Origin of the sequence: Streptomyces humicola, from assembly GCF_024436035.1 — a bacterium.
Taxonomy (GTDB): Bacteria; Actinomycetota; Actinomycetes; order Streptomycetales; family Streptomycetaceae; genus Streptantibioticus_B; species Streptantibioticus_B humicola.
Genome location: NZ_JANFNG010000040.1, coordinates 23,218 through 45,773 on the forward strand (window position 1 = coordinate 23,218; position 22,556 = coordinate 45,773).

At 71.2% G+C, this 22,556-nt stretch carries 21 protein-coding genes; 8 read left to right on the top strand and 13 right to left on the bottom strand.

Going from position 1 to position 22,556, the window contains the following annotated elements; all coding sequences use genetic code 11:
* The first annotated feature begins 15 nt into the window (after positions 1-15).
* On the top strand, positions 16-1,545 hold the full coding sequence (locus NGB36_RS30225) for a phytoene desaturase family protein (RefSeq protein ID WP_255923786.1): 1,530 nt from the start codon (positions 16-18) through the stop codon (positions 1,543-1,545).
* A gap of 49 nt (positions 1,546-1,594) precedes the next feature.
* On the opposite strand, the gene NGB36_RS30230 is transcribed toward NGB36_RS30225, so the two are convergent.
* The 8 genes from NGB36_RS30230 to NGB36_RS30265 all read right to left on the bottom strand — a co-directional run bounded on the left by NGB36_RS30230 (position 1,595) and on the right by NGB36_RS30265 (position 9,186).
* On the bottom strand, positions 1,595-2,614 hold the full coding sequence (locus tag NGB36_RS30230; RefSeq protein WP_255923811.1) for a small ribosomal subunit Rsm22 family protein: 1,020 nt from the start codon (positions 2,612-2,614) through the stop codon (positions 1,595-1,597).
* 25 nt (positions 2,615-2,639) lie between these two features.
* The gene (locus NGB36_RS30235; RefSeq protein WP_255923787.1) at positions 2,640-3,494 is read right to left on the bottom strand and encodes a metal ABC transporter permease; all 855 of its coding nucleotides are present in this window, start codon (positions 3,492-3,494) and stop codon (positions 2,640-2,642) included.
* A complete protein-coding gene (locus NGB36_RS30240) occupies positions 3,491-4,420 on the bottom strand; it encodes a metal ABC transporter permease (RefSeq protein ID WP_255923788.1) in 930 nt (309 codons plus the stop codon). Before NGB36_RS30240 ends, NGB36_RS30235 begins: the two co-directional genes overlap by 4 nt.
* Entirely contained in the window at positions 4,407-5,306 is a 900-nt protein-coding gene (locus NGB36_RS30245) for a metal ABC transporter ATP-binding protein (protein ID WP_255923789.1), read from the bottom strand. The genes NGB36_RS30240 and NGB36_RS30245 overlap by 14 nt, the downstream gene beginning before the upstream one ends.
* A 12-nt stretch (positions 5,307-5,318) precedes the next feature.
* Positions 5,319-6,269 (bottom strand): metal ABC transporter solute-binding protein, Zn/Mn family, encoded by a 951-nt coding sequence (locus tag NGB36_RS30250; protein ID WP_255923790.1) that lies wholly within the window; start codon positions 6,267-6,269, stop codon positions 5,319-5,321.
* A gap of 87 nt (positions 6,270-6,356) precedes the next feature.
* A complete protein-coding gene (locus tag NGB36_RS30255; protein WP_308288950.1) occupies positions 6,357-7,496 on the bottom strand; it encodes a serine hydrolase domain-containing protein in 1,140 nt (379 codons plus the stop codon).
* Positions 7,493-8,788, bottom strand: a complete 1,296-nt coding sequence (locus NGB36_RS30260; RefSeq protein WP_255923791.1) for a multidrug effflux MFS transporter — start codon at positions 8,786-8,788, stop codon at positions 7,493-7,495. Before NGB36_RS30260 ends, NGB36_RS30255 begins: the two co-directional genes overlap by 4 nt.
* A gap of 86 nt (positions 8,789-8,874) precedes the next feature.
* On the bottom strand, positions 8,875-9,186 hold the full coding sequence (locus NGB36_RS30265) for a 4a-hydroxytetrahydrobiopterin dehydratase (protein WP_255923792.1): 312 nt from the start codon (positions 9,184-9,186) through the stop codon (positions 8,875-8,877).
* A 71-nt stretch (positions 9,187-9,257) separates the two neighbouring features.
* Between NGB36_RS30265 and NGB36_RS30270 the strand changes: the two genes are divergently transcribed.
* Both NGB36_RS30270 and NGB36_RS30275 read left to right on the top strand, forming a co-directional pair.
* The gene (locus tag NGB36_RS30270) at positions 9,258-10,013 is read left to right on the top strand and encodes an SDR family oxidoreductase (RefSeq protein ID WP_255923793.1); all 756 of its coding nucleotides are present in this window, start codon (positions 9,258-9,260) and stop codon (positions 10,011-10,013) included.
* A gap of 369 nt (positions 10,014-10,382) precedes the next feature.
* On the top strand, positions 10,383-10,817 hold the full coding sequence (locus NGB36_RS30275) for a hypothetical protein (RefSeq protein WP_255923794.1): 435 nt from the start codon (positions 10,383-10,385) through the stop codon (positions 10,815-10,817).
* Between the two features lie 4 nt (positions 10,818-10,821).
* Here NGB36_RS30275 and NGB36_RS30280 read toward each other — a convergent pair whose 3' ends face one another.
* Together NGB36_RS30280 and NGB36_RS30285 are read right to left on the bottom strand one after the other, a co-directional pair.
* Complete coding sequence (locus NGB36_RS30280) at positions 10,822-11,688, bottom strand: polysaccharide deacetylase family protein (protein WP_255923795.1); 867 nt, start codon at positions 11,686-11,688, stop codon at positions 10,822-10,824.
* A 67-nt stretch (positions 11,689-11,755) separates the two neighbouring features.
* Positions 11,756-12,265, bottom strand: coding sequence for a DMT family transporter (locus tag NGB36_RS30285; RefSeq protein WP_255923796.1), 510 nt, complete (start codon positions 12,263-12,265; stop codon positions 11,756-11,758).
* Positions 12,266-12,426: 161 nt separating this feature from the next.
* Here NGB36_RS30285 and NGB36_RS30290 point away from each other — a divergent pair, with 161 nt between their 5' ends.
* On the top strand, positions 12,427-13,062 hold the full coding sequence (locus NGB36_RS30290; RefSeq protein WP_255923797.1) for a MarC family protein: 636 nt from the start codon (positions 12,427-12,429) through the stop codon (positions 13,060-13,062).
* A 15-nt stretch (positions 13,063-13,077) separates the two neighbouring features.
* Here NGB36_RS30290 and NGB36_RS30295 read toward each other — a convergent pair whose 3' ends face one another.
* Together NGB36_RS30295 and NGB36_RS30300 are read right to left on the bottom strand one after the other, a co-directional pair.
* Entirely contained in the window at positions 13,078-13,248 is a 171-nt protein-coding gene (locus tag NGB36_RS30295) for a hypothetical protein (protein WP_255923798.1), read from the bottom strand.
* A gap of 326 nt (positions 13,249-13,574) precedes the next feature.
* Positions 13,575-14,312 (bottom strand): aquaporin, encoded by a 738-nt coding sequence (locus NGB36_RS30300; protein WP_255923799.1) that lies wholly within the window; start codon positions 14,310-14,312, stop codon positions 13,575-13,577.
* A 262-nt stretch (positions 14,313-14,574) separates the two neighbouring features.
* Here NGB36_RS30300 and NGB36_RS30305 point away from each other — a divergent pair, with 262 nt between their 5' ends.
* The gene (locus tag NGB36_RS30305) at positions 14,575-15,948 is read left to right on the top strand and encodes an MFS transporter (RefSeq protein WP_372509567.1); all 1,374 of its coding nucleotides are present in this window, start codon (positions 14,575-14,577) and stop codon (positions 15,946-15,948) included.
* A 41-nt stretch (positions 15,949-15,989) separates the two neighbouring features.
* On the opposite strand, the gene NGB36_RS30310 is transcribed toward NGB36_RS30305, so the two are convergent.
* The gene (locus NGB36_RS30310) at positions 15,990-18,173 is read right to left on the bottom strand and encodes a SpoIIE family protein phosphatase (protein ID WP_255923800.1); all 2,184 of its coding nucleotides are present in this window, start codon (positions 18,171-18,173) and stop codon (positions 15,990-15,992) included.
* A gap of 262 nt (positions 18,174-18,435) precedes the next feature.
* On the opposite strand from NGB36_RS30310, the gene NGB36_RS30315 reads away from it, so the two are divergent.
* From NGB36_RS30315 to NGB36_RS30325, 3 genes are read left to right on the top strand one after another with little or no spacing between them, the layout of a single operon-like run.
* On the top strand, positions 18,436-19,257 hold the full coding sequence (locus tag NGB36_RS30315; RefSeq protein WP_255923801.1) for a TIGR03084 family metal-binding protein: 822 nt from the start codon (positions 18,436-18,438) through the stop codon (positions 19,255-19,257).
* Positions 19,254-20,957 (top strand): acyclic terpene utilization AtuA family protein, encoded by a 1,704-nt coding sequence (locus NGB36_RS30320; RefSeq protein ID WP_255923802.1) that lies wholly within the window; start codon positions 19,254-19,256, stop codon positions 20,955-20,957. The genes NGB36_RS30315 and NGB36_RS30320 overlap by 4 nt, the downstream gene beginning before the upstream one ends.
* Positions 20,954-22,552 carry an acyl-CoA carboxylase subunit beta gene (locus NGB36_RS30325; protein WP_255923804.1) on the top strand — a complete coding sequence of 533 codons (1,599 nt, stop codon included), beginning with the start codon at positions 20,954-20,956 and terminating at the stop codon, positions 22,550-22,552. Before NGB36_RS30320 ends, NGB36_RS30325 begins: the two co-directional genes overlap by 4 nt.
* The last annotated feature ends 4 nt before the right edge of the window (positions 22,553-22,556 follow it).

Here is a 22,556-nt window from a genome sequence, read left to right on the forward strand (position 1 = left end):
GGGTAGAACTGGCGTATGCCGATGCACTCCTCGTACGACGCCGTCATCGTCGGCGGCGGCCACAACGGTCTGGTCGCCGCCGCCTACCTCGCCCGCGCCGGCCGCAGCGTCCTGCTGCTCGAACGGCTTGCGGTGACCGGCGGCGCCGCCGTCTCCACGCAGGCCTTCACCGGGATGGACGCCCGGCTCTCCCGCTACTCCTACCTGGTCAGCCTGTTGCCGAAGAAGATCGTCAGCGATCTTGGGCTGCGGTTCGCCGTGCGCAGGCGCCGGATCTCCTCCTACACCCCGGCCGGGCGCACCGGGCTGCTGGTGGACGCCGAGGATCCGGCGCGCACGCGTGAGTCCTTCATCAGGCTCACCGGTGACGCGCGGGACCACGAGGCGTGGCAGCGCTTCTATGCGATGACGCACCGCGTCGCCGAGCGCGTCTTCCCGACCCTCACCGGGCCGCTGCCGACCCGCGCCGAACTGGAGCGGACGGTGGACGATCCGGCCGCTTGGGAGTCGCTGTTCGAGCGGCCGCTGGGCGAGACGGTCGAGTCCGTCTTCGCGGACGACGTCGTACGGGGCGTGGTACTGACCGATGCGCTGATCGGCACGTTCAGCCATGCGCACGACCCGTCACTGCGGCAGAACCGCTGCTTCCTCTACCACGTGATCGGCGGGGGCACCGGTGACTGGGACGTTCCCGTGGGCGGCATGGGCGCGTTGACGGATGCGCTCGCCGGCGCCGCACGGGCCGCGGGCGCGGAGATCGTCACCAACTGCGAGGTGACGGCCGTCCGCACCGACGGCGTGCGCGCCGAAGTGGAGTACGACGGCGGGACCGTCGGCGCGCGGCACGTGCTGGTGGGCGCCTCGCCGCAGGCGCTCTCCCTGATGCTCGGTGAGGCTCCTGCCGAGGCTCCGGAGGGCGCGCAGCTGAAGGTCAACATGCTGCTGCGCCGCCTTCCGCGGCTGCGGGACACCTCCGTCGACCCGCGCCAGGCGTTCGCCGGAACGTTCCACATCGCCGAGTCCTACGGGCAGTTGGCCACCGCCTACGAGCAGGCAGCCGCCGGTGAACTCCCGGACACTCCGCCCTCGGAGATCTACTGCCACTCGCTCACCGACCCCTCGATTCTCTCCCCCGAGCTGACCGAGCAGGGCTACCACACCCTTACCCTCTTCGGACTGCACGCGCCCGCCCGCCTCTTCGCCGCCGATCGGCGTGGCGCCAAGGAGGCGCTGCTGAAGGCGACGCTCGCGCAGCTCGACGCCGTGCTCGACGAGCCGCTCGCCGACTGCCTGGCGGTGGACGCCGAGGGGCGGCCCTGCATCGAGGCGAAGTCGCCGCTGGACTTGGAGCGTGAGATCGGCCTGCCGGGCGGGCACATCTTCCACCGCGATCTGTCCTGGCCGTACGCCGGTGAGGGGACCGGCCGTTGGGGCGTGGAGACCCGGCACCCGAACATCCTGCTGTGCGGCGCGGGCGCGGTGCGCGGCGGCGGAGTGAGCGGCATCCCCGGCCACAACGCGGCGATGGCGGTGCTGGAGCGGTAGTCCAACGCCGGTTTCCAAGCCGGTTTCCAAGCCGGTTTCCAACGCCGGTTCACTGCGCGGGCGGCCAGCGGTCGCCCCACTCGGCGTCACGGGCGGCCCGGTACAGCTCGCCTTGACGCTTGGTGACGGTGGTGCGCTCCAGGGCGCCCTCGGGCAGGCACAGGTCGAGGAGGACCTGTCCCTTGCGGAGCTGCGGATGCCGTACGACGCGCCCGGGCGCGGGGTGCGCGCCCTGGCTGCGCACCGCTGCGACGTAGGAGAACTTCTCGTCCTCGTACGGCAACGAGCCGCCCTTGACCTGACGGTGCAGCGAGGAGCGGGTGACGCGAGCCGCGAAGTGGCACCAGTCGTCCCCCTGGACGGGGCAGGTGCCGCTGTGCGGGCAGGGCGCTACCACAGTCAGCCCGGCGTCGACGAGCTGTTGCCGCGCGCGCAGCACCCTGCGGTACCCGGCGGGCGTGCCCGGTTCGATCACCACGACGGTGTGCGCGGAGCGGGCCGCCTCGGCGACCACCGATACGGCGTCGGCGTCGGCGAGTTCGCCGAGCACGTAGCTGATGGTGACGAGGTCGGCGGCGGGGAGGGCGAGGGAGCCGCCGATGGCCTGTCGCTGCCACTGCGCGGCGCGCAGCGCCGGGTGCGGGGCGCGTGAGGCGAGGGCGCGACCGAGATCGAGCGCGGCCTCGGACCAGTCGAGGACGGTGGTGGTGAGGTCGGCGCCGGGCCAGGCGTCGGCGACGGCCCAGGTGGCGGCGCCCGTGCCGCCACCGATGTCGATGTGGCGGGACGGTGACCACGGTCCCGCGCAGGCGCGGAACGCGGCGAGCGCTGCCCGTACCGCTTCGAAGGTGGCGGGCATCCGGTACGCGGCGTAGGCGGCGACGTCGGACCGGTCCCGCAGGACGGGCGCGTCGGTCGGGGTGCGCCCCCGGTAGTTGGCGATCAGCCGGTCGACGGCCTGGGCGGCGCGGCGCGGCGGCAGCCCGTTGAGCAGCTCGGCGAGCGCGGCACGCAGCTCGTCGCCGAGCGGAGGTGTTGTCGCAGATGGCGCAGGGGGCACGGGTGGCACAGGGGGCACGGGTCCAAGCCTAGGTCTAGGTGGTGCGGGCGTACGCCGTGCGGCTCCCGGCCCCACGACGCGGTTGCGGCCGCGGCAGATACGTCGCGGCGTACACCAGCGTCGCGGTGGCGAGGATGGTGAAGCTGGGCGGCATGCTAGGCACCGCGTAGGCGACGCCGAGCCCGATCCACATCTCGGCGACCGCGAGACCGGCCGCAAGCGCCAGCGCCCGGTACGGACGGTCGGTGAGCCGCTGCGCCGCGCCGGCCGGTGCGGCGAGCAGCCCGAGCAGCAGCAGCGAGCCGACCGCCTGGGTCGCCTCGGCCGCGCACGCGCCGACGAGCGCCAGGAAGCCGAGCCCGAGCAGGCGCACGGGCACGCCGCGTGCCGCCGCCACCGCCTCGTCCACGGAGGCGAACAGCAGCGGGCGGGCGAGTCCGAGCACCGCCAGGCAGAGCACTCCCGCGACGACCACGGCGGTCCAGGCCGCGGAGGCCGAGAGCCCGAAGATCGACCCGAAGAGCACGCTCGTCCCGGCGTTGCCGTCCGCCGTGGAGCGGGAGGTGGTGTAGAGGGTGAGGAAGAAGACGCCGAGGCCGAGGATCCACGAGAAGGCGCTGCCGATTGCCACGTCGTCGGCACGGCTCCTGCGGCCGAGCAGCCCGAGCAGCACGGCGACGCCGATCGTCGTGGCGAACAGGCCGATGCGCAGGTCCCATCCGATGGCGAGCGCGGCGAGCGCCCCGGTGAACGCGGTGTGGCTGAGCGCGTCGCCGGTGAACACCTGGGCGCGCAGCACCAGGAAATAGCCGACGAGCCCGGCCGCGGCGGCGATGGCGGTGCCCGCGAGGACGGCATGGAGGAAGAAGGGGTGCGAGAGCGCGTTCATGCCGTGACGGCCCTCCTCAGTATCGGCCGGGCCTGTGTGGCCAGTTTCGCGAGCACGTACGCGCCGAAGGCGAACGTCGTCACGTAGAAGCCGACCGGGTAAACGGAGAAGCAAGCGGCGGTGAGCCCAAGCCAGGTGACGGCGAGTGCGATCACCACGGCGAGCAGCAGGCTCACCGCGGGCCGCGGGCTGAGCACCTGGGCGGTGGCCGCGGGCATCACCAGCAGCGCGAAGACCAGCAGCGATCCGGTGATCTGGCTGGCCTCGGCGGTCGCGGCGCCGAGCAGCATCAGAAAGGCGGTGGACAGCAGCTTCGTACGGACGCCGCGCGCCCGGGCGACCGCCTCGTCGACCGATGCGAAGAGCAGCGGGCGCCCGATGGCGGCGAGCACGGCGAGCACCACGACGGCGACGGCGGCGAGCAGCGTCACCTGGCTGTCGGTGATGCCGAGGAAGCTGCCGAACAGCAGCGCGTTCACCCCGCCGAGGAACCCCTTGTAGAGGGCGACGAAGAGGAATCCGCAGGCGAGCAGGAATGCCTGGACGGTACCGGTGAGCGCCGACTCCTCGCCTTCGTGGCTGCCGCCGGGGCTGCCCCCGGGCCCACGGAGGCCGCCCGCCCGCGGCAGCAGGGCGAGGACGACGGCGGCGGTGACGCAGAACGCGAAGTAGCCGATGCCCGCCGAGATCCCGAGCAGCACCGCGCCCGACGCGCCGGGGAATCCGACGAGGGCGAGCGTGTGCGCGGCGAACGTCTGGCGGCGCAGGACGACGAACCATCCGACGGCGGCGGCGAGTACGGCGATCACCGTGCCCGCGCGAAAGGCGTTGACCATGAACGGGTAGGACCACATCAGGTCGATGTCGGTCAGTGGATTCCACGACCAGCCCGCGGCGGCCTGCGTCGCGGCGTCAGCCAGCAGCATGACCGGTCCCTTCGGGCGCGGCTGACGCATCGTGCCGGTCGGTGTGGCGGGCCGGCGGCTCGGGGGTGCCGACGACGACGAGCCGCCCGTCGGAGGTCCGCAGCACTTCGACCGGCGTCCCGTACAGCCGGGTGAGCGTCTCGGAGGTGATGACCTGCTGCGGGGTGCCGGTGGCGGCCCCGCCCTCGGCGAGGTAGACGACGCGGTCGAGGTAGGCCAGGATCGGGTTGACGTCGTGGGCGACCATCACCACCGAGAGCCCCTCCTCCCGGCAGATCCGTCCGATGAGCGCGGCGACGGCGGCCTGGTTGGGCAGGTCGAGGCTGTCCAACGGCTCGTCGAGAAGCAGCAGTTCGGGCCTGCGCACCAGTGCCTGGGCGATGAGCAGGCGCTGCTGCTCGCCGCCCGAGCACTGCCCGATGGGCCGGTCCGCGTAGGCCGTCGCCCCGACGAGCTCGATCACCTCGGCGATGCGGGCGCGGGCGGCGCGCCGTTTGGCGCTGAACCGGGCGGGCCGCGGGAACGGGACGCCCCACCGGTCGCCGTCGAGGCCGAGCCCGACGATGTCGGTGCCGCGGATCCGCAGGTTCGCGTCGAAGCTGCGGCGCTGCGGGAGGTAGCCGACGCGGGGGCCGGACTGGCCAGGGGGCGCGCCGAGGATCCGGATCTCGCCCGACGCGAGGGGCTGCAGGCCGAGCACGGCCTTGAGGAGGGTGGACTTGCCGACCCCGTTGGGGCCGAGCACGGCGGTGAACTCGGCTGCGCCGAGGTCCAGTCGCACGCCGGACCAGAGGGTGCGGCCCGCGACGCGCATGGTGGCGTCGCGCAGTTCGAGCACCGGCTCGCCGACGGGGGTGCGGCTCTGTGCGGGGATGGTCAGCGTCATCGTCCTACTCCGTCACTTGCCGGTTGCTTTGGCCAGGGCCTGCTCGATCTCCTGCAGCTGCTTGACCTGCCAGTCCTGGAAGGAGGTTCCGGCAGGGGCAAGCGTCTCGGTCACGGAGACGACCGGGATGCCCTGGGCCTTGGCCTCGTTGACCTGCGCCTGCACGTCCGGGGTGGAGTTCTGGCTGTTGTAGACGTAGATCTTGATCTGCTTGCTCTTGATCTGCTGGTCGATCGTCGCCTTGTCATGCGCGGTCGGGTCGGAGCCCTCGCTGATCGCGTCGAGGAAGGACTCGGGGGTTTTCATGGTCAGTCCGAGGCCTTCGGCGAGCGGGGTGACGATGGACTCCGAGGCGCCGACGGGGGTGCCCGCGTACTTCGCCCTGATGCCGTCGATCAGCTGGGTGTACGGGGCGAGGGTCTTGGTCACGTAGGTGTTCTTCTGCCGGTCGAAGTAGGCCGCGTCGGCCGGGTCGATCTTCTTGTAGTCGTCGGTGATCTTGTCGATGACCTGGCGGACGTTGTCCGGGTCGTACCAGCGGTGCGGGTTGCCGCCCGGCTTGATGCCGACGAGGTCGCCGACGTTGAGTTCCGTGCGGTCGGCGCCGGCATTGGAGGCGAGGAGCTTGTCCGCCCAGGCGTCGTAGCCGACGCCGTTGACGATGGCCAGCTGCGACTCGGCGACGGCCCGTCCGTCGGCGGGGGTCGGCTCGTAGTCGTGCGGGTCGGTGGCCGGGTTGGTGATGATGCTGGTGACGTTGACGTGGCGGCCGCCCAGCTGCTGGGCGATGCTGCCCCAGAAGTTCTCGGCGGCGACGACGTTGATCGTCTTGCCGGTGGAGCCGGAGGCGCCGTCCGCACTCGGAGCCGTCGTTGCGCAGGCACTCGTCGCGGCGGCGAGCACTGCGACGCCGAGGCCGGCGAAGGCAAGGCGCGGGGTGCGGGATATGGCGGCGGCTCTCATCGCATGGGTCTCCTGATCTACGGGCAGGAGTCCAGTTTACTTGACAATGATTTTCAGCTCCAACCCACCCCGGGCCGGCAGTGAAAATCATTGCAGACTCTTGACCCAACGGGCGAGCCGGGTCGCCGTCGCCGCCCGTACGCCGCTCCCCTGCTGCATCTGCTGCCCCTCCCGCCACAGCCGTGTCGGATGCACGGCATTGGCCAGCAGGATCAGGTAGCTCGCGCTCTCCGGATCGATCACGAGACTGGTGCCGGTGAACCCGGTATGCCCTGCCGTGCGCGGCCCGGCCAGCTCCCCCATGAACGACGGCTGGTCGAGATCGAACCCCAGCCCGCGCGGCCGCCCCAACGGCCCGGCGTCCGCGAACATCAGCGCCACCGATTCCGGCCCCAGAATCCCCCCGCCCCCGGCGAGCAGCGCCCGGCACAGGACGCCGAGATCCGCGGCGGTCGAGAACAGCCCCGCGTGCCCGGCGGCACCGCCCATCGCATACGCATTCTCATCGTGCACGTCCCCGTGCACCATGCCGCGGTCGAGCCGCCCCCAGGGCCGCCGCTGGTCCTCGGTCGCGGCGATCCGCGCGATCAGACGCCGCGGCGGGTTGAAGCAGGTGTCCGCCATCCCGAGCGGGCGCGTGATCCCGTCCTGTACGAGCGCGGCGAGCGGCGCGCCCGTCACCCGTTCCAGCACCAGCTGCGTCGCGATGAGATTGAGGTCGGAGTAGCCGTACGCGGTGCCGGGCGGCTGCAGCAGAGCCTCGTCCCACAGCAGGCGCAGCCGGGTCTCGTGCGAGGGCTGGTCGTAGAACGGCAGCTCGGCGCGGAGACCCGAGGTGTGCGCGAGCAACTGCCGTACGGTCACACCCTCCTTGCCCGCGCCGCCGAACTCCGGCAGATAGCCGGCGACCCGGCCGTCCAGCGCGATCCTCCCGCGTTCGATCTGCTGGACGGCGACGATCGCCGTGAAGAGCTTGGTGAGCGAGGCCAGATCGAAGACGGTCTCCCGGCGCATCGGCACCCACTGCTCACGCGGCAGTTCCACGCCGCGGTCGCACGTCTCGTCGTATGCGGCGTAGCGCACCGCCCAGCCCAGCGCCTCGTGCAGGGCGACGTCCGGGCCCCGCCCGGCGAGTACGACGGCGCCCGCGGCCCACGGACGTAGGGGCGCCGGAGGTTCGAGGGCGGCCGCCAGCTCGCGCAGAAGCAGCGCCAAGTGATCGGTCACCCGGCGACGGTAGCGCTGCGCGGCCGCCAAGGCCTGCACAGGGCGACGAAGCAGACCACCGCCACGCCGGCGCAGACGACCTGCACCAGCGCCATCGGCACCGCCGTGGCCGCTCCCGCGATGCCGACGAGAGGCGAGGCGACCGCGCCGATCAGGAACTGGCTGCTGCCGAGCAGCGCCGATGCCGACCCGGCCGCGTGGGGCGTACGCATCAGCGCCTGAGCGTTGGTGTTGGGCATGGCCAGGCCCATCGCCGACATCAGCACGAACAGCGCGGCCGCCACCGGCACCAGGCCCACCCGGCCGAAGACCCCCGAGGTCATCAGCAGCAGCGCGACGGCGGCTGCGGCGATCACCGCAAGTCCCGTGCCGAGCGCCTTGTCCAGCGACACCCGGCCGACCAGCATCTTTCTGTTGAGCTGCCCGATCGAGACCAGGCCGATCGAGTTGAGACCGAAGAGGAGCGAGAAGGTCTGCGGAGAGGCGCGGTAGATGTCCTGGATCACGAAGGACGACCCGGACACGTACGCGAAGAGCGCGGCGAAGGCGAAGCCGCCGGCGAGCATGTACCCGGTGAAGACGCGGTCGCCGAGCAGTCCGCGCATGGTGCGCAGCGCCTCGCCGAGACCTCCGGTGTGACGGCCCGCGGGCGGCAGCGTCTCGGGAAGCTTGCGCAGCACGAGCAGGGTGAGCAGCGTGCCGATGACGGTGAGGACGACGAAGACCCCGCGCCAGTCGGTGAATCGCAGGATCTGGCCGCCGATGACGGGCGCGACGATCGGTGCGACACCGGAGATCAGCATGAGGGTGGAGAAGAACCGGGCCATCGCCACGCCGTCGTAGAGGTCCCGGACGACCGCACGGGCGATGACGATCCCGGCCGCGCCCGCCAGGCCCTGCAACAGCCGGAAGGCGATGAGCAGTTCGACGTCGGGTGCGAGCGCGCAGACGACGGTGGCGAGCACGTAGACCGACATGCCGACCATCAGCGGACGCCGGCGCCCCCACTTGTCGCTCATCGGTCCGACGACGAGCTGGCCGAGCGCCATGCCGAGCAGGCATGCGGTGAGCGTGAGCTGGACGGTCGCCGCGGGGCTGCCGAGCGCGCGGGTGACCGCGGGGAGCGACGGCAGGTACATGTCCATGGAGAGCGGCGGAAGTGCGGTGAGCCCGCCGAGCACGAAGGTGACCAGCAGGCCGGCGCGGCGCGGCGCCATGGACCGGGGTGCGCCGGACATGTCAGATGTGCGGCCAGGTATGTGGGCGGGCGTGGTGGGGCCGGTCTCCGGCATGCGGAACTCCATGGGGGCGGGGGCGCCGCCTATCGTCTCAGCTCCCCCGCCCTGGACAGAACCCGATGACGTGTCCTTTCAGGCCGTCACTGCGCTCCGTGCCCGGGAGCGATCTCGGCGATGCGGCGCGCGAGATCGAAGTCCTTGGCAGTGAGCCGGCCACCGGCGGAATGCGTGGTGATCGAGACGGTGACCGTGTTGTAGCCCAGGGTGAGGTCCGAGTGGTGGTTCAACTCATCCTGGATTCTGGCGATATGCACCACGAAGACCGCGGCCGGCAGGTGGGCCAGGTGATACGTCCGCTCCAGGCTCGTCTCGTCCTCCGACAGCTGCCACCCCGGCAGCTCGGCGAGCCGGTCCTCGATCTCCTTGTGCGACAGCGGGTCGGCGGTCGGCATGTGGCTGGTCTCCCTCGCGTCACTCGGGTCGTTGCCTGTGCGCATCGTCCCACCGCATACCCTGCGGAAGCATGAGCGAAATCCAGAAGGTCGCCCTGGTGACCGGTGCCGGGTCGGGAATCGGACGCGCGGTGGCACTCGCCCTCGCGGGCGCGGGATGGTCCGTGGGGCTCGCGGGCCGCCGCGAGGACCCATTGCGGGAGACGGCACGGCTCGCGGGCCCGGGGTCGTCCGTCGCGGTCACCCCGACGGACGTCACCCTTCCGGAGGAGGTCGACGGGCTCTTCGACGAGGTGCGCGACCGCTTCGGCCGCATCGACCTGCTCTTCAACAACGCCGGGAGCAGCACGCCGCCCATCCCCGTCGACGAGCTGCCGTACGAGCAGTGGCGAGCGGTCGTGGACGTGAACCTCAATGGCGCGTTCCTCTGCGCGCAGGCGGCGTTCCGGGCCATGAAGACGCAGGACCCGCAGGGCGGCCGCATCATCAACAACGGCTCGATCTCGGCGCACGTACCGCGCCCGAACAGCATCGCGTACACCGCGACCAAACATGCCATGACCGGCATGACGCGCTCGCTGTCGCTCGACGGCCGCCCCTACCGCATCGCGTGCGGCCAGATCGACATCGGCAACGCCGCCACCGACATGACGGCACGCATGCGGGCCGGGATCCAGCAGCCGAACGGCACGATCCTCGCCGAGCCGGTGATGGACGTGGCGGACGTGGCACGGACGGTGCTGCACATGGCGTCATTGCCGCTGGAGGCGAACGTGCAGTTCGCGACGGTGATCGCCACGACGATGCCGTACATCGGGCGCGGCTGACACCGTGAGCGGCACGGCGGCGCGGATTCCCTGACGGGAGGTCAATGCCCGGGGCAGCCGTATTCGGGTCTGGCACGGTTCAGGGCGTCGGTGAGCTTGGCAACCGTCGCCGTCGCCGCGTGCCATGGGTGCGCCCCAGCCGGACGGAACTGTCGTGGCATCTTTCCCTACCCTGGCGAGCCTGGCGCTGCGTCCTGCCGAATGTGAGCTTGCGCCGCCCGAAGGGCAACACGCCGGCGACTTGCAGACGTTTGCACACCATCGAGATGAGCTGACACGTCTTACCGCACCTGCTCAGGGAGCGCCCTCGGTGCAGCAGGCCTAGCCTGGAGCTACGGGCCGGTCAGCTGGTGCAAGGAGGTGGCTCCCGTGTCACACGTCCTCGCTGCGGCCGCCGCAGCCGTTGCCGTGCTCATGCCGGGCGCAATCCCGGCCGCAATCCCGGCAACAGGGGCTGCGAGCCCGGCCATCCTCCTCGACGATCTGTCCCAGCACGCTTCCGTCAAGCCGGCCACGTTCCAGGTGACGAACGACATCGCGCTGAGCGGGCTGCACTGGTCCGGCTGGGGCACACCCACGGCACGCGGCGAGGGAACCCTGACCATCGACACCTGCACGCCGAATTGCGCGCAGGGTCGCACCCGCGTTCTGCACGGCGCCGAACTGCAGGTGCACGGCGTGCGGATGGACCGAGGTGAGCGTTTCTACCGGCAGTACCGCATCGTCGACCGAGCGTTCACCGCGCAGGACCGCGCCACGTTCTCGACCTGGACCAACGCCTACGTACCAAGCGACTTCGGCTGAGTACTCACCGCGCGCTCACCGCGTCGGAGAGGCGGACGAAGCGGTGGCCCGTGCCCAGCAGGCGCGGCAGGGCCAGGGCCATGCCCTCGGCCGTGCCGCCCTCCGGGTGGTTCATGTGGCCGATGATGAGCGAGCCGGCCGGGGCCGCGATCACCGTCTCGTAGACCTCCCGCGGGGTGAAGGTCGCGCCGCCGTCGCCGTTGACGTTGAAGCTGACGGCTCGCTCCCCGAGGTCGGAGACGATGCGGACGGCCACGTCGTCGCAGTACGCCGTGCCGGAACGGAAGAAGCGCGGCGGGCGCCCCAGCAGCCCGGTCAGCTTCTGTTGGTTTCCGGCGACTTCGTCGTAGACCTCACCCGCACTGCGCGTGCCGGGTATCCCGTACGCGGAGCGGCCGGTCACCGACAGGGGGCGGTGCTTCGTCCCGTGGTTGGCGAGCTCGAAGAGCGGGTCCGCGGCGAGCGCGCGGAAGGCGGTCGGATTGGCGTCGATCCAGCGCGAGTTGAGGAAGAGGGTCGCCGGTGTCCGGTGGCCACGCAGGACATCGATCAGTCGGGCGTCGTATCCGCTGCCGCCACGCCCGCCGCATGCGTCGAAGGTCAACGCCAGGCGGCGCTCGGTGGAGTGCGGCAGCTCGGTGAGCACGCCGGGCGCGTCGAAGCCCCAACTGGTGGGCCTCATACGCCCGTAGCGGGCGATCACTTCCTCGCGGGTGACCACGTCGGCCGTGGCGGACGGCGAGGGTGCAGCACTGCCCGGCCGGGGCGTGGGTGTCGCTGCGACAGGCGTACGGCTCGGTGCCGTACCGCATCCGGCGAGCGTGCCCCCTGCCATCGCAGCCCACAGCACCGCCCGTCGACTGACTGCCATCGCCCCTCCGCCCTGGCTCGCATCCGTTCGCCCGGGGCAACCCTATGAGATGACTGTGGCGCCGACGTCAGTGGGCCCGGCGCGTCTCGTCGACCTCACGTGTGGCGTGCCCGGCGCCTTCCGCGCGCTCGACGCTCTTGCCAGGCTGCGAGGGCTCGACGCCCTTCTGGTGCTCCCGGCCCCCGTAGGAGATGTAGAACGCGCAGATGCCCATCCCCGCACCGCTCGCGAGTGCGATCGCCGCGCACTTGAGGACCGAGTCGTGGGTGAGGCTGACGAGGAAGCCGATCCCGACGCCGAAGAGCACTCCGTAGACGATCCCCCGGGTCTCGGCGGACATGCGCGGCTGCGCCCTGCCCACCGCGTAGCACAGTGCACCCATGACGATGGCGGCGATCAGTCCGAGCAGTGCGGCGGTCGGAGTGGGCTGGGGGCTGTTCGAGTCGAGCCAGAGTGCATACGTTCCGTACACGACGCCCAGGACGACGGGGATCGCCCAGGCCGACCGGCGGTGCCGCTCGCCACGCTGCTGCTCCCGGTGCAGTCGTGGCAGCTTCCCTGCGGTGTGTGCGGGCATGGTGACGCTCCTCTCTGCGTCTCCTCTCCTCCACCCTTCACCTCACCATCAGGTCATACCCGTATTCCGGTCCGGGCAAGTCGATCAAGCGGACGCGGCGCGGACGCGCGATGGGCGCGGCATTTACGGCATAGCGACGTCTTTCACACATGCTTGGGCGCATGCCGGTCCTCAACCTCACCACCGCCTTCGTGACCTTCTTCGCCGTCATCGGCCCGCCCAAGGTGATGCTCTCCTTCGCGCATCTGGCCGCCGAACGCAGTTTGCCGCAGATGCGACGATTGGTGCTGGTCAGCACGTTGATCGCGGCCTTCGTCGGCGTGGTCATGGCCTACGCGGCCGATTACGTGGTGGATTTCTTCCACATCAGCGACGAGTCGCTGCAGCTCGCCGGTGGAGTGATCTTCTTCATCTATGCCGTCGGCCTGGTCCTGGGGACCCGTCTCGGCACCGAGGAGGGCGCCCGGACCGAGGCGGAGCGCCCCATGGTCGGCGCGCTGCGGGAGTTGTCGCTCCCGTATGTCGCCAGCCCGCTCGCCATCACCGCCGTCCTGGTCGAGTCGCTCGCCAAGAACACCTTGTCGTGGAGCACCACGATCGCGGTGGCTTACCTGTCCGTGCTCGTGATCGACTGCGTCTGCCTGCTGTTGCTCCTGCCGCTGCTGCACCGCACGCACAGGACCAGCCTCGAAGTGCTGTCGCGCCTGCTGGGGCTGTTGCTCGCGGCGGTCGGGGTCGAGCTCTTCCTCGACGGCCTCGGCGGCCTGGGAGTCCCGCTGCTGCGGCCGCATTACTAGCGGCGACCTGGGACGTCACCAATCCGTGAGCTGCAGCCGGTCGGCGAGCCAGTCGGCCGTGGACGGCAGCCAGTCTGCCCGTGCGTTGCCGAGCAGATGGTCGCCGTGCGGGACGAGGAGGTACTCGCCCTGCGGAGCCTCCGCGGCCAGGCGCCCGCCGTTGGTGACGCCCGGGATGACGTCCATTCCGCCCCGAGCGCGGCTGCGCGGAAGGCCTGTGACCAGTCGTACAGGGAGGTGCGGTGCCCGGTGACGCGCGCGTACTGGTGCGGGTCGAGGCCGGCGCCGATGGCGCGTGAGTGGTTCGACGCGATGAACCGCGGCAGGATTGTTCGCACGGATCTGCCCGCGTAGCTGACTTTGTTGTGCCGTGAACACGCCCCTCGACAACGCGGTCGAGGCCCGGCAAGCACCGGCAAGGGCTGACATAACGTTCCGTCAGACGGCGGGATGCGGCGGCCCGTTTGTCGTATGCCGTCCGCGTCCCGCCGGGCTGCTCCGCCGGATCGCGCTCAGCGCGGTTCCGTTCGAGTGGCCGCTTCCTCCGCATGCTCGGGCTGTCGTCCGTCCGCCGTCTCGGCGGGGTGCGTCGCCCTGTGCACCAGCGCGGCGATCGCGCCGCCCGCCAACGGCGCCACGATGAACAGCCACAGTTGGGAGAGGGCCGCCGCCCCCGAGAACAGCGCGGGGCCGAGGCTGCGGGCGGGGTTGACGGACGTACCGGTCAGCGGGATTCCGACGAGGTGGATCACCCCGAGGGCAATGCCGATCGGCACCCCCACGAAGCCCGGCGCCGCGAGCCGGTGCGTGACACCGAGCACGACCGTCACCAGCAGAAAGGTCAGGACGGTCTCGGACAGGAACGCACCGAAGATGTTGATGCCCACGGCGGAACGACTGCCGTAGCCGTTGCTGCCGAACGCACCGACGGACAAGCCCGGAATCTGCTTGGCCACGGTGAACAGCAATCCTGCCCCCGCGATTCCGCCCACGAATTGGGCCACCCAGTAGCCTGCCGCCCCGCGCAGACCGATACGCCCGGCACACAGCATGCCCAGCGTCACCGCAGGATTGACGTGGCAGCCGGAAATCGGCCCGAAGGCATAACACAGCGCCAGGAGGACGAAGCCGAAGGACAGGGCGACTCCCAGCACGCCGATCGAGGGCCCGGCGAGGACCATCGATCCCACACCGAAGAAGACCAGGAGCAAGGCCCCGAGAAACTCGCAGACGAGTGCTCTTCTGTCCATTTCCGAGCTCCTTGCGCCGATTCATAGCGGTATGACGCAGCGATAGACGCAGCGACATACAGATCGCATCCACTGTGCCCGCGACCCGCGCCGACGGCGCCGCGCCGCTCGGCATGCGTCGCCCGTTCGACGGACGGTACGGTGTAGCGGGTCCGCATCGGGACCGGTCTGCCGCCTGGGCCATGGCGCTGCAGGCCGGTCGGTGCGATAAGCCTTTGGCTGTGGGCGGGCTCCCGGCGACAATGGCTCCTCGACCGAATGGATGTACGAGGAAGCCGGGCCGTCAGTGGACACCGTGAACAGCACCGACAACAACTCCGAGGCCGACGACGCCGATGCTGGAGCGAGATCCGATGACAGCGCGATAAACCTGATAAACGGGGACGCTTCGCGCATAACACACAGAACCGGATGGCGCCGGTGGGTGGCTGACACCCGACCGCTGCGGCACCTGGCCTTCCGTCGCCTGTGGTCCTCGACCATCGTCACGGCGGTCGGCAGTCAGCTGACGGCGGTCGCCGTTCCCAAGCAGATCTACGACATCACCGGCTCCTCGGCCTGGGTCGGCTACGCCTCCCTGGCCGGCCTGGTGCCGCTGGTGATCTTCGCACTGTGGGGCGGCGCGATCGCCGACAGTGTGGACCGGCGCAAGCTGCTGCTCATCACCAACGTGGGCATTGCCCTCACCTCGCTGCTGTTCTGGGTGCAGGCGTTCTCCGGCGCCCACTCGGTGCTGCTGCTCATGGTCCTGCTCGCCATGCAACAGGCGTTCTACGGCATCAACCAGCCGACTCGGAGCGCGTCCATCGCCCGCCTGGTTCCCGCGCACGAACTGCCGGCGGCGAACGCCCTGGGAGCCACCGTCTTCCAGACCGGCGCGATCATCGGCCCGCTGCTCGCGGGTGTGCTCATCCCCGTCATCGGGCTTCCGGAGCTGTATCTGATCGACAGCATCGGACTGTGCGCGGCCGTATGGGCGGTGTGGCGGCTGCCCGCCCTGCCGCCGCTGGCGGGGTCCACCGCCCGTCGGGCGGGATGGCGCGAAGTGGCGGCCGGTTTCCGGTACATCACCGCACAGCGGGTGCTGCTGCTGTCGTTCCTCGCGGACATCATTGCCATGGTCTTCGGCATGCCGCGAGCCCTGTTCCCGCAACTCGCCGCCACCGCCTACGCACCTTGGGGCTCCGGCTTCGCCCTGGGGCTGTTGTACGCGGCGATCCCGATCGGCGCGGTGGCCGGCGGGCTGATGTCCGGGACGTTCTCCAGAGCCCGCAGGCACGGTCTCATGGTCGCCGTCGCCGTGGTCGGGTGGGGACTCGCCATCGTCGGATTCGGCCTCAGCGCCGGCTTGTGGTGGGCTGCCGCCTTCCTCGCCGTGGCGGGCCTGGCGGACATGGTCTCGATGGTCTTCCGGGGAGCGATCCTGCAGTCGGCGGCCACCGACGACATGCGCGGCCGGATGCAGGGCGTGTTCACCGTGGTGGTGGCGGGCGGCCCGCGCCTGGCCGACCTGCTGCACGGCACGATCGGCTCCGTGCTGGGCCCGCGGACGGCGGTCGCCGCGGGCGGCCTGCTCGTCGTCGCCGCAATGCTCGCGCTCACGGCGGCCGTCCCCGAATTCCGTCGTTACCGCTGAGGCGGGCACGGTCGGGCCGGCGCCGCATCCGCGGGCCGTCGTCAGGTGACGGTCAGCACCAGCGCTGCCTGGTCGTCGAGGGCGGAACCGCCCGCAAAGTCGGCGACCGCGCCGGTGAGGGAATCGATCAGGGCGGCGGCGTCGGGAGATGCGCTCCGGGGCGTGGCGATGACGTCGGCCAGGCGGTCCTCGCCGAAGAGCTCCCCAGTGACGGAGCGGGCCTCGGTGATGCCGTCGGTGACGAGGACGAGCCCGTCGCCCGGGTACAGGTCGACGCTGAGGAGTGAGCCGTCGATCTCCGGTGCGATCCCCAGGAGCAGGCCCGGCCGGGCGAGTTGTTCCACCGTGCCGTCGGCGCGGCGTACCAGTGGTGGCACGTGGCCGGCGCGGATCAGGTCCAGCGCGAGGTGGGATGCGATGCGCCGCAGTTCGCCGTAGACGAGGGAGACGAAGCACTCCTCGTCGGTCGTGCCGTCCGTCAGAGCGTGATTGATGGCCCCGACCACGGCTGCCGGGCCGCCCCGGAGAAGGGCGGCGGCGCGTGCGGTGTGACGGACCATGCCGGTGGTGGCGGCGGCCAGGGCGCCGCGCCCGCACACGTCACCGATCATCAGCGCCCAACGGCCGTCAGGCAGCGGGAAGACGTCGTAGAAGTCGCCGCCGACGTCGAGCCCTTCACCGGCCGGGTGGTAGGAGGCCGCCAGGGTCGCGCCGGCTATGCGGGGCAACTGAGGAGGCAGCAGCCCGGCTTGCAGGTCGCGGGCGAGTTGGACGCGGTCGCTGAACTGATGGGCGTTGTCCGCGCTGATCGCGGCCCGGCTGGCGAGTTCCTCCGCCAGGGCGATGGTGTGGTCGTTGAGGGGTCGGTCGGTGGCGAGGAGGGTCAGCACGCCGAACGTACGGCCGCGCGTAGCCAGCGGCACACAGGCGTAACCGGTGACGCCGAGCCGCGCGGCGAGACTGCCGGGACGGGCGAGGACCCGTTCGGCCTCGGTTCCGCCGGAGTCCAGCACCCGCGCCACCGCGATGTCGATCCTGTCGCGCAGGTCGGGAGCGGCGAGGACTTCCTCCTCGGCGCCGGGGGCGCAGGCCACAGCGACACGCCGGACCGACCCGCGCTCGAGCACATGGACGACACACAGCTGCGCCAGGGTCGGCACGATCAGCCGGGCCATGCGCTTCAGGCTGTCGGCATAGTGGGCCTCGCTTGCGATTGCGGTGCTGGCCTCCAGTACGAAGGCCAGGTCCTCGCGGGCTTCTCGCTCCCTCTCCTGCGCGGCACGGCCGGCCTCGACCGCGCGGTGCCGTTCGATGGCGAGGGCGGCGATACGGGTGAATGCGGCGCTGATCGCCACATCCGTGTCCTCGGGAGCTCTGGGCGTGCGGTGGTACATCGCGAAGGTGCCCAGCAGCCGGCCGTCCGGGCCTTCGATCGGCGTGGACCAGCACGCGGCGACCCCGGCCCGCTGGGCCAGTTCGCGGTAGTCCTTCCACAGGGGATCGCCTGCGATGTCCGTGACGACCACCGGCGCGCGGCGGTGGGCTGCCGTGCCGCACGACCCGGTGGCCTCGCCGATGGCAAGGCCGTCGACCGCCTCGTTGTAGAAGGCCGGCATGCTCGGCGCGGCGCCGTGCCGCAGATGCCGTCCGTCGGGATCGACGAGCAGCACTGTGGCGATCGTGCCCGGTGACAGTTCCTCGATCGCCCTGGCCATGCCGTCGAGGATCTCCTCCAGAGGGGCTTGCCGCGCGATCTGCTCCAGCAGGGCGCGCTGCTCCGCGGCGAGGAGCTGGGTGCGGCGGAACGCGGTGGTCTCGACGGCGAGCACCACGACCCCGTCTACCTGGCCGAATGCGTCCCGGCGGGGCTCGTACGTGACGTCGAAGAACTCCGCCCGCTCCGCCCCCGGCTCACCGAGCACGAGCCGCTCTCCGCGGGCCCGGTGGACGATGCCGGTGTAGTAGACCGTGTCGAGCCGGTCGAGGACGCCCTGCGGGACCAGTTCCGGGATCACCTCGCCGATCGGCGCACCGGTACGCCGCCGGTCGCCGCCGAATGCCTCGAAGAACGCCGAATTCGCCGCCTCCAGCACGTGCGTCGGGCCGCCGAGTGCGGCGAAGATCACCGGGGCCTGCCCGAACAGGTCCGCGTAGTCCTCGGTCCGTGGGTGCGCGGACGGTGGATGTGCAGCGACCGAGCCAGGCCGATCAGTGTGTGTGGACATGGCGGTCCACCTCTCGTGCGTACGGCGAGCGCGCCGTCGCGTTCTACCCGGTACCCACACTCTGACACAGTGCCGCGAGGATGCCAGGTCCCGGCCGGGTCGATCGCTGCAGCGGACCGGCTCGCCACGCACGGTAGCAGGAAGCGTGGCGGGGGACGCACGGGTGCGAGCGCGGAAAAATCATGCAAGCACGCTTGCTTGTTTCTTGCAGCACTGCGAAGCTGAGGAGTGTCGGTCGTCCATCCTGCGAACGGAGCGGATCATGGCGGATCCTGGCGCGGTACTCGACGATCTGAGCGCCGAGAGTGCCGAGTTGGACGCGCTCGTGACCGGGCTCGCGCCGGAGCTGTGGGCACGGCCCACGCCCGCACCGGGGTGGAGCGTCGCCCATCAGATCGCCCACCTCGCCTGGACCGACGAGCGGGCCCTGCAGGCCGCAGCCGATCCCGAGGGGTTCGCGCGCGAGGTCCGCCGGGCGGTCGCTTCGGGCCTCGGCATCGTCGACGCGCAGGCGCAGCTGGGGGCGGGGATGCCGCCCGCGAAGCTGCTCGCGCGCTGGCGGGAGGGCCGCGAAGCCCTGCTCAAGGCGCTGCGGGCGCTGCCGTCAGGGGCGCGGCTGCCCTGGTTCGGCCCGTCGATGGGCGTCGCCGCGATGGCCTCGGCGCGGATCATGGAGACCTGGGCGCACGGACAGGACGTTGCCGATGCGCTCGGCGTGTGCCGGGAGCCCACCGCGCGGCTGCGGCATGTGGCATGGATCGGTGTCCGCACACGGGACTTCGCCTTCGTCTCGCGTGGCCTGAACCCGCCCGCCGAGGAGTTCCGGGTCGAGCTGGTCCCGGTGCGCAGCGACGATGCTCCGTGGGTGTACGGGCCGAGGGACGCTGCCCAGCGGGTGGTGGGCCCGGCCCTCGACTTCTGTCTCCTGGTCACTCAGCGGGTGCACCGTGACGACACCGGCCTGGCCGCCGAGGGGCCGGACGCCGAGCGGTGGCTCGGGATCGCGCAGGCGTTCGCCGGACCACCCGGCCCTGGGCGTGAGCCCAAGGAGTCCGAGGGGCGTGCGAAGGGACCGGCGAGGTGACCTTTCGGATCGGCAATGCCTCCGGTTTCTACGGCGACCGCTTCGACGCGATGCGCGAGATGCTCCTGGGCGGTGACCTGGATGTGCTCACCGGCGATTACCTCGCCGAGCTGACGATGCTCATCCTCGGCCGGGAGCGGATGAGGGATCCGGGACTCGGCTATGCCAGAACGTTTCTCCGGCAGTTGGAGGAGGGGCTCGGTCTGGCGCAGGAGCGCGGGGTGCGGATCGTCGCCAATGCGGGCGGGCTCAACCCGGCGGGACTCGCAGACGCGGTACGGAAACTGGCCACCCGCGTCGGCGTTCCCGTCCGCGTCGCACATGTGGAGGGCGACGAGCTCATCGGGCGCGGCGACTGGGGCGAGGGCGTCGTGGCCGCCAACGCCTATCTCGGCGGGGCCGGGATCACGGCGTGCCTGCGGGCGGGCGCCGATGTCGTGGTTACGGGCCGGGTGGCCGACGCCGCCCTGGTCAGCGGTCCCGCCGCCGCGCACTACGGCTGGGCCGCCGACGACTGGGACGCTCTGGCTGGGGCGGTCGTCGCCGGGCACGTGCTCGAATGCGGCACCCAGGCCACCGGCGGCAACTACGCCTTCTTCCGTGAACACGACGTGCGCCACCCGGGCTTCCCCGTCGCGGAGATCGAGCGCGACGGCTCCAGCGTCATCACCAAGCACCCGGGCACCGGCGGCGCCGTCACCGTCGGCACCGTCACCGCCCAGCTGCTGTACGAGACGGCCGGGTCCCGCTACCCGGGTCCCGACGTCACGGCGCGCATCGACTCGGTCCGGACGGCCCAGGCCGGCCGCGACCGCGTCCGGATCACCGATGTGCGCGGCGAACCCCCGCCGCCCGACCTCAAGGTCGGCCTCAGCCGCATCGGCGGCTGGCGCAACGAGGTCGTCTTCGTCCTCACCGGGCTCGACATCGACGCCAAGGCGGCCCTCGTGCGCGACCAGATGGACGCCGCCGTCGCCGCCGGCGGACGGCGCCCCGCTGAGCTGCGCTGGACGCTGGCCCGCACCGACCACCCCGACGCCGCGGTCCAGGAGGAGGCGAGCGCCCTGCTGCGCCTCGTCGCGCGCGATCCGGATCCGGAGAAGGTCGGGCGTGCCGTGAGTGCGCCCGCCATCGAGCTGGCCCTCGCCAGTGTCCCCGGCTTCCATCTGACCGCCCCGCCGGGCAAGGGCTCGGTGTACGGCGTGTTCTCCGCGGCCCGCACCGCGCAGGGCAGCGTGTCCCATACCGCCGTACTGCCGGACGGGAGCCGCATCGCCGTTCCCCCTCCCCCGCACTTCCAGGCGCTCGACGACCTCCCGGAGCCTGCGCTGCCCGAACCCCTGCCGGCCGGTCCCACCCGCCGTGCCCCGCTGGGTGCCGTCGCCGGAGCGCGCAGTGGCGACAAGGGCGGCGACGCCAATGTGGGGGTGTGGGCCCGCTCCGATGACGCCTGGCGCTGGCTCGCCCATGAGCTCACCGTCGACCGCTTCCGGCAATTGCTCCCGGATGCGGCGGACCTGCCGGTAGCGCGCCACGTCCTGCCCCGACTGCGGGCGCTGAACTTCGTCGTCGAGGGCCTTCTCGGCCAGGGCGTCGCCTCGCAAGCCCGCTTCGACCCGCAGGCCAAGGCCGTCGGGGAGTGGCTGCGCGCCCGTTACTTGGAGATTCCGCAGATCCTGCTCATGGGAGAGCCGCTGTGACCGTGCTCAGCTCCACGCTCGACTCCGACGGTCCCGAGTACGCCGCCCACCGCGCGGCCATGCTCGGCAAGCTCGCCGCACTCGACGCCGAGCACGCCAAAGCGGTCGCCGGAGGCGGCCCGAAGTACGTCGAGCGCCACCATCGACGCGGCAAGCTCCTCGCCCGCGAACGCATCGAACTGCTCCTCGACCCCGACACACCCTTCCTGGAACTCTCCCCGCTGGCCGGGTGGGGCAGCGACTACCAGGTGGGCGCCTCCCTGGTGACCGGAATCGGTGTCATCGAAGGCGTCGAGTGCCTGGTCACCGCCAATGATCCGACCGTGCGCGGCGGAGCCAGCAACCCGTGGACCCTGAAGAAGGCGCTGCGTGCCAACGAGATCGCCTTCGCCAACCGGCTCCCCTGCGTCAGTCTCGTCGAATCCGGCGGGGCCGATCTCCCCAGCCAGAAGGAGATCTTCATCCCGGGCGGGGCGCTCTTCAAGGACCTGACCCGGCTGTCGGCGGCCGGAATCCCCACCATCGCCGTGGTCTTCGGCAACTCCACCGCCGGCGGCGCCTACATCCCCGGCATGTCGGACCACGTCATCATGGTCAAGGAGCGCGCCAAGGTCTTTCTCGGCGGGCCGCCGCTGGTCAAGATGGCCACGGGCGAGGAGAGCGACGACGAGTCGCTGGGCGGCGCCGAGATGCACGCCCGCACTTCGGGACTCGCCGACTACTTCGCCACCGACGAGCAGGATGCCCTGCGCCAGGCCCGGCGCGTCGTCCACCGGCTCAACTGGCGTAAGGCACACCCGGATCCGGGACCCGCCGAGCCTCCGGCGTACGCGGAGGACGAGCTGCTCGGCATCGTCCCCGACGACCTCAAGACGCCCTTCGATCCCCGTGAGGTCATCGCCCGCATCGTCGACGCCTCCGACTTCGACGAATTCAAGCCGCTCTACGGCCCCAGCCTGGTGACGGGATGGGCTCGGCTGCACGGCTACCCCGTCGGGATTCTCGCCAACGCCCAGGGCGTCCTGTTCAGCGCCGAGTCGCAGAAGGCCGCCCAGTTCATCCAGCTCGCCAACCAACGCGACATCCCCCTGGTGTTCCTGCACAACACCACCGGCTACATGGTCGGCAAGCAGTACGAGCAGGGCGGCATCATCAAGCACGGCGCGATGATGATCAACGCGGTCTCCAACTCCCGTGTCCCCCACCTGTCCGTGCTGGTCGGGGCCAGCTACGGCGCCGGCCACTACGGCATGTGCGGGCGGGCGTACGATCCCCGCTTCCTGTTCGCCTGGCCCAGCTCCAAGTCCGCGGTGATGGGCCCGCAGCAGCTCGCCGGGGTCCTCTCCCTCGTCGCCAGGGCATCGGCCGAGGCCAAGGGCCGCCCTTACGACGAGGAGGCGGACGCCTCCTTGCGTGCCATGGTCGAGCAGCAGATCGAGTCCGAGTCGCTGCCGATGTTCCTGTCCGGCCGGCTCTACGACGACGGTGTCATCGACCCCCGCGACACCCGCACCGTCCTCGGCCTGTGCCTGTCGGCGATCCACACCGCACCCGTCGAGGGAGCGCGGGGTGGCTTCGGCATCTTCCGAATGTGAGGCG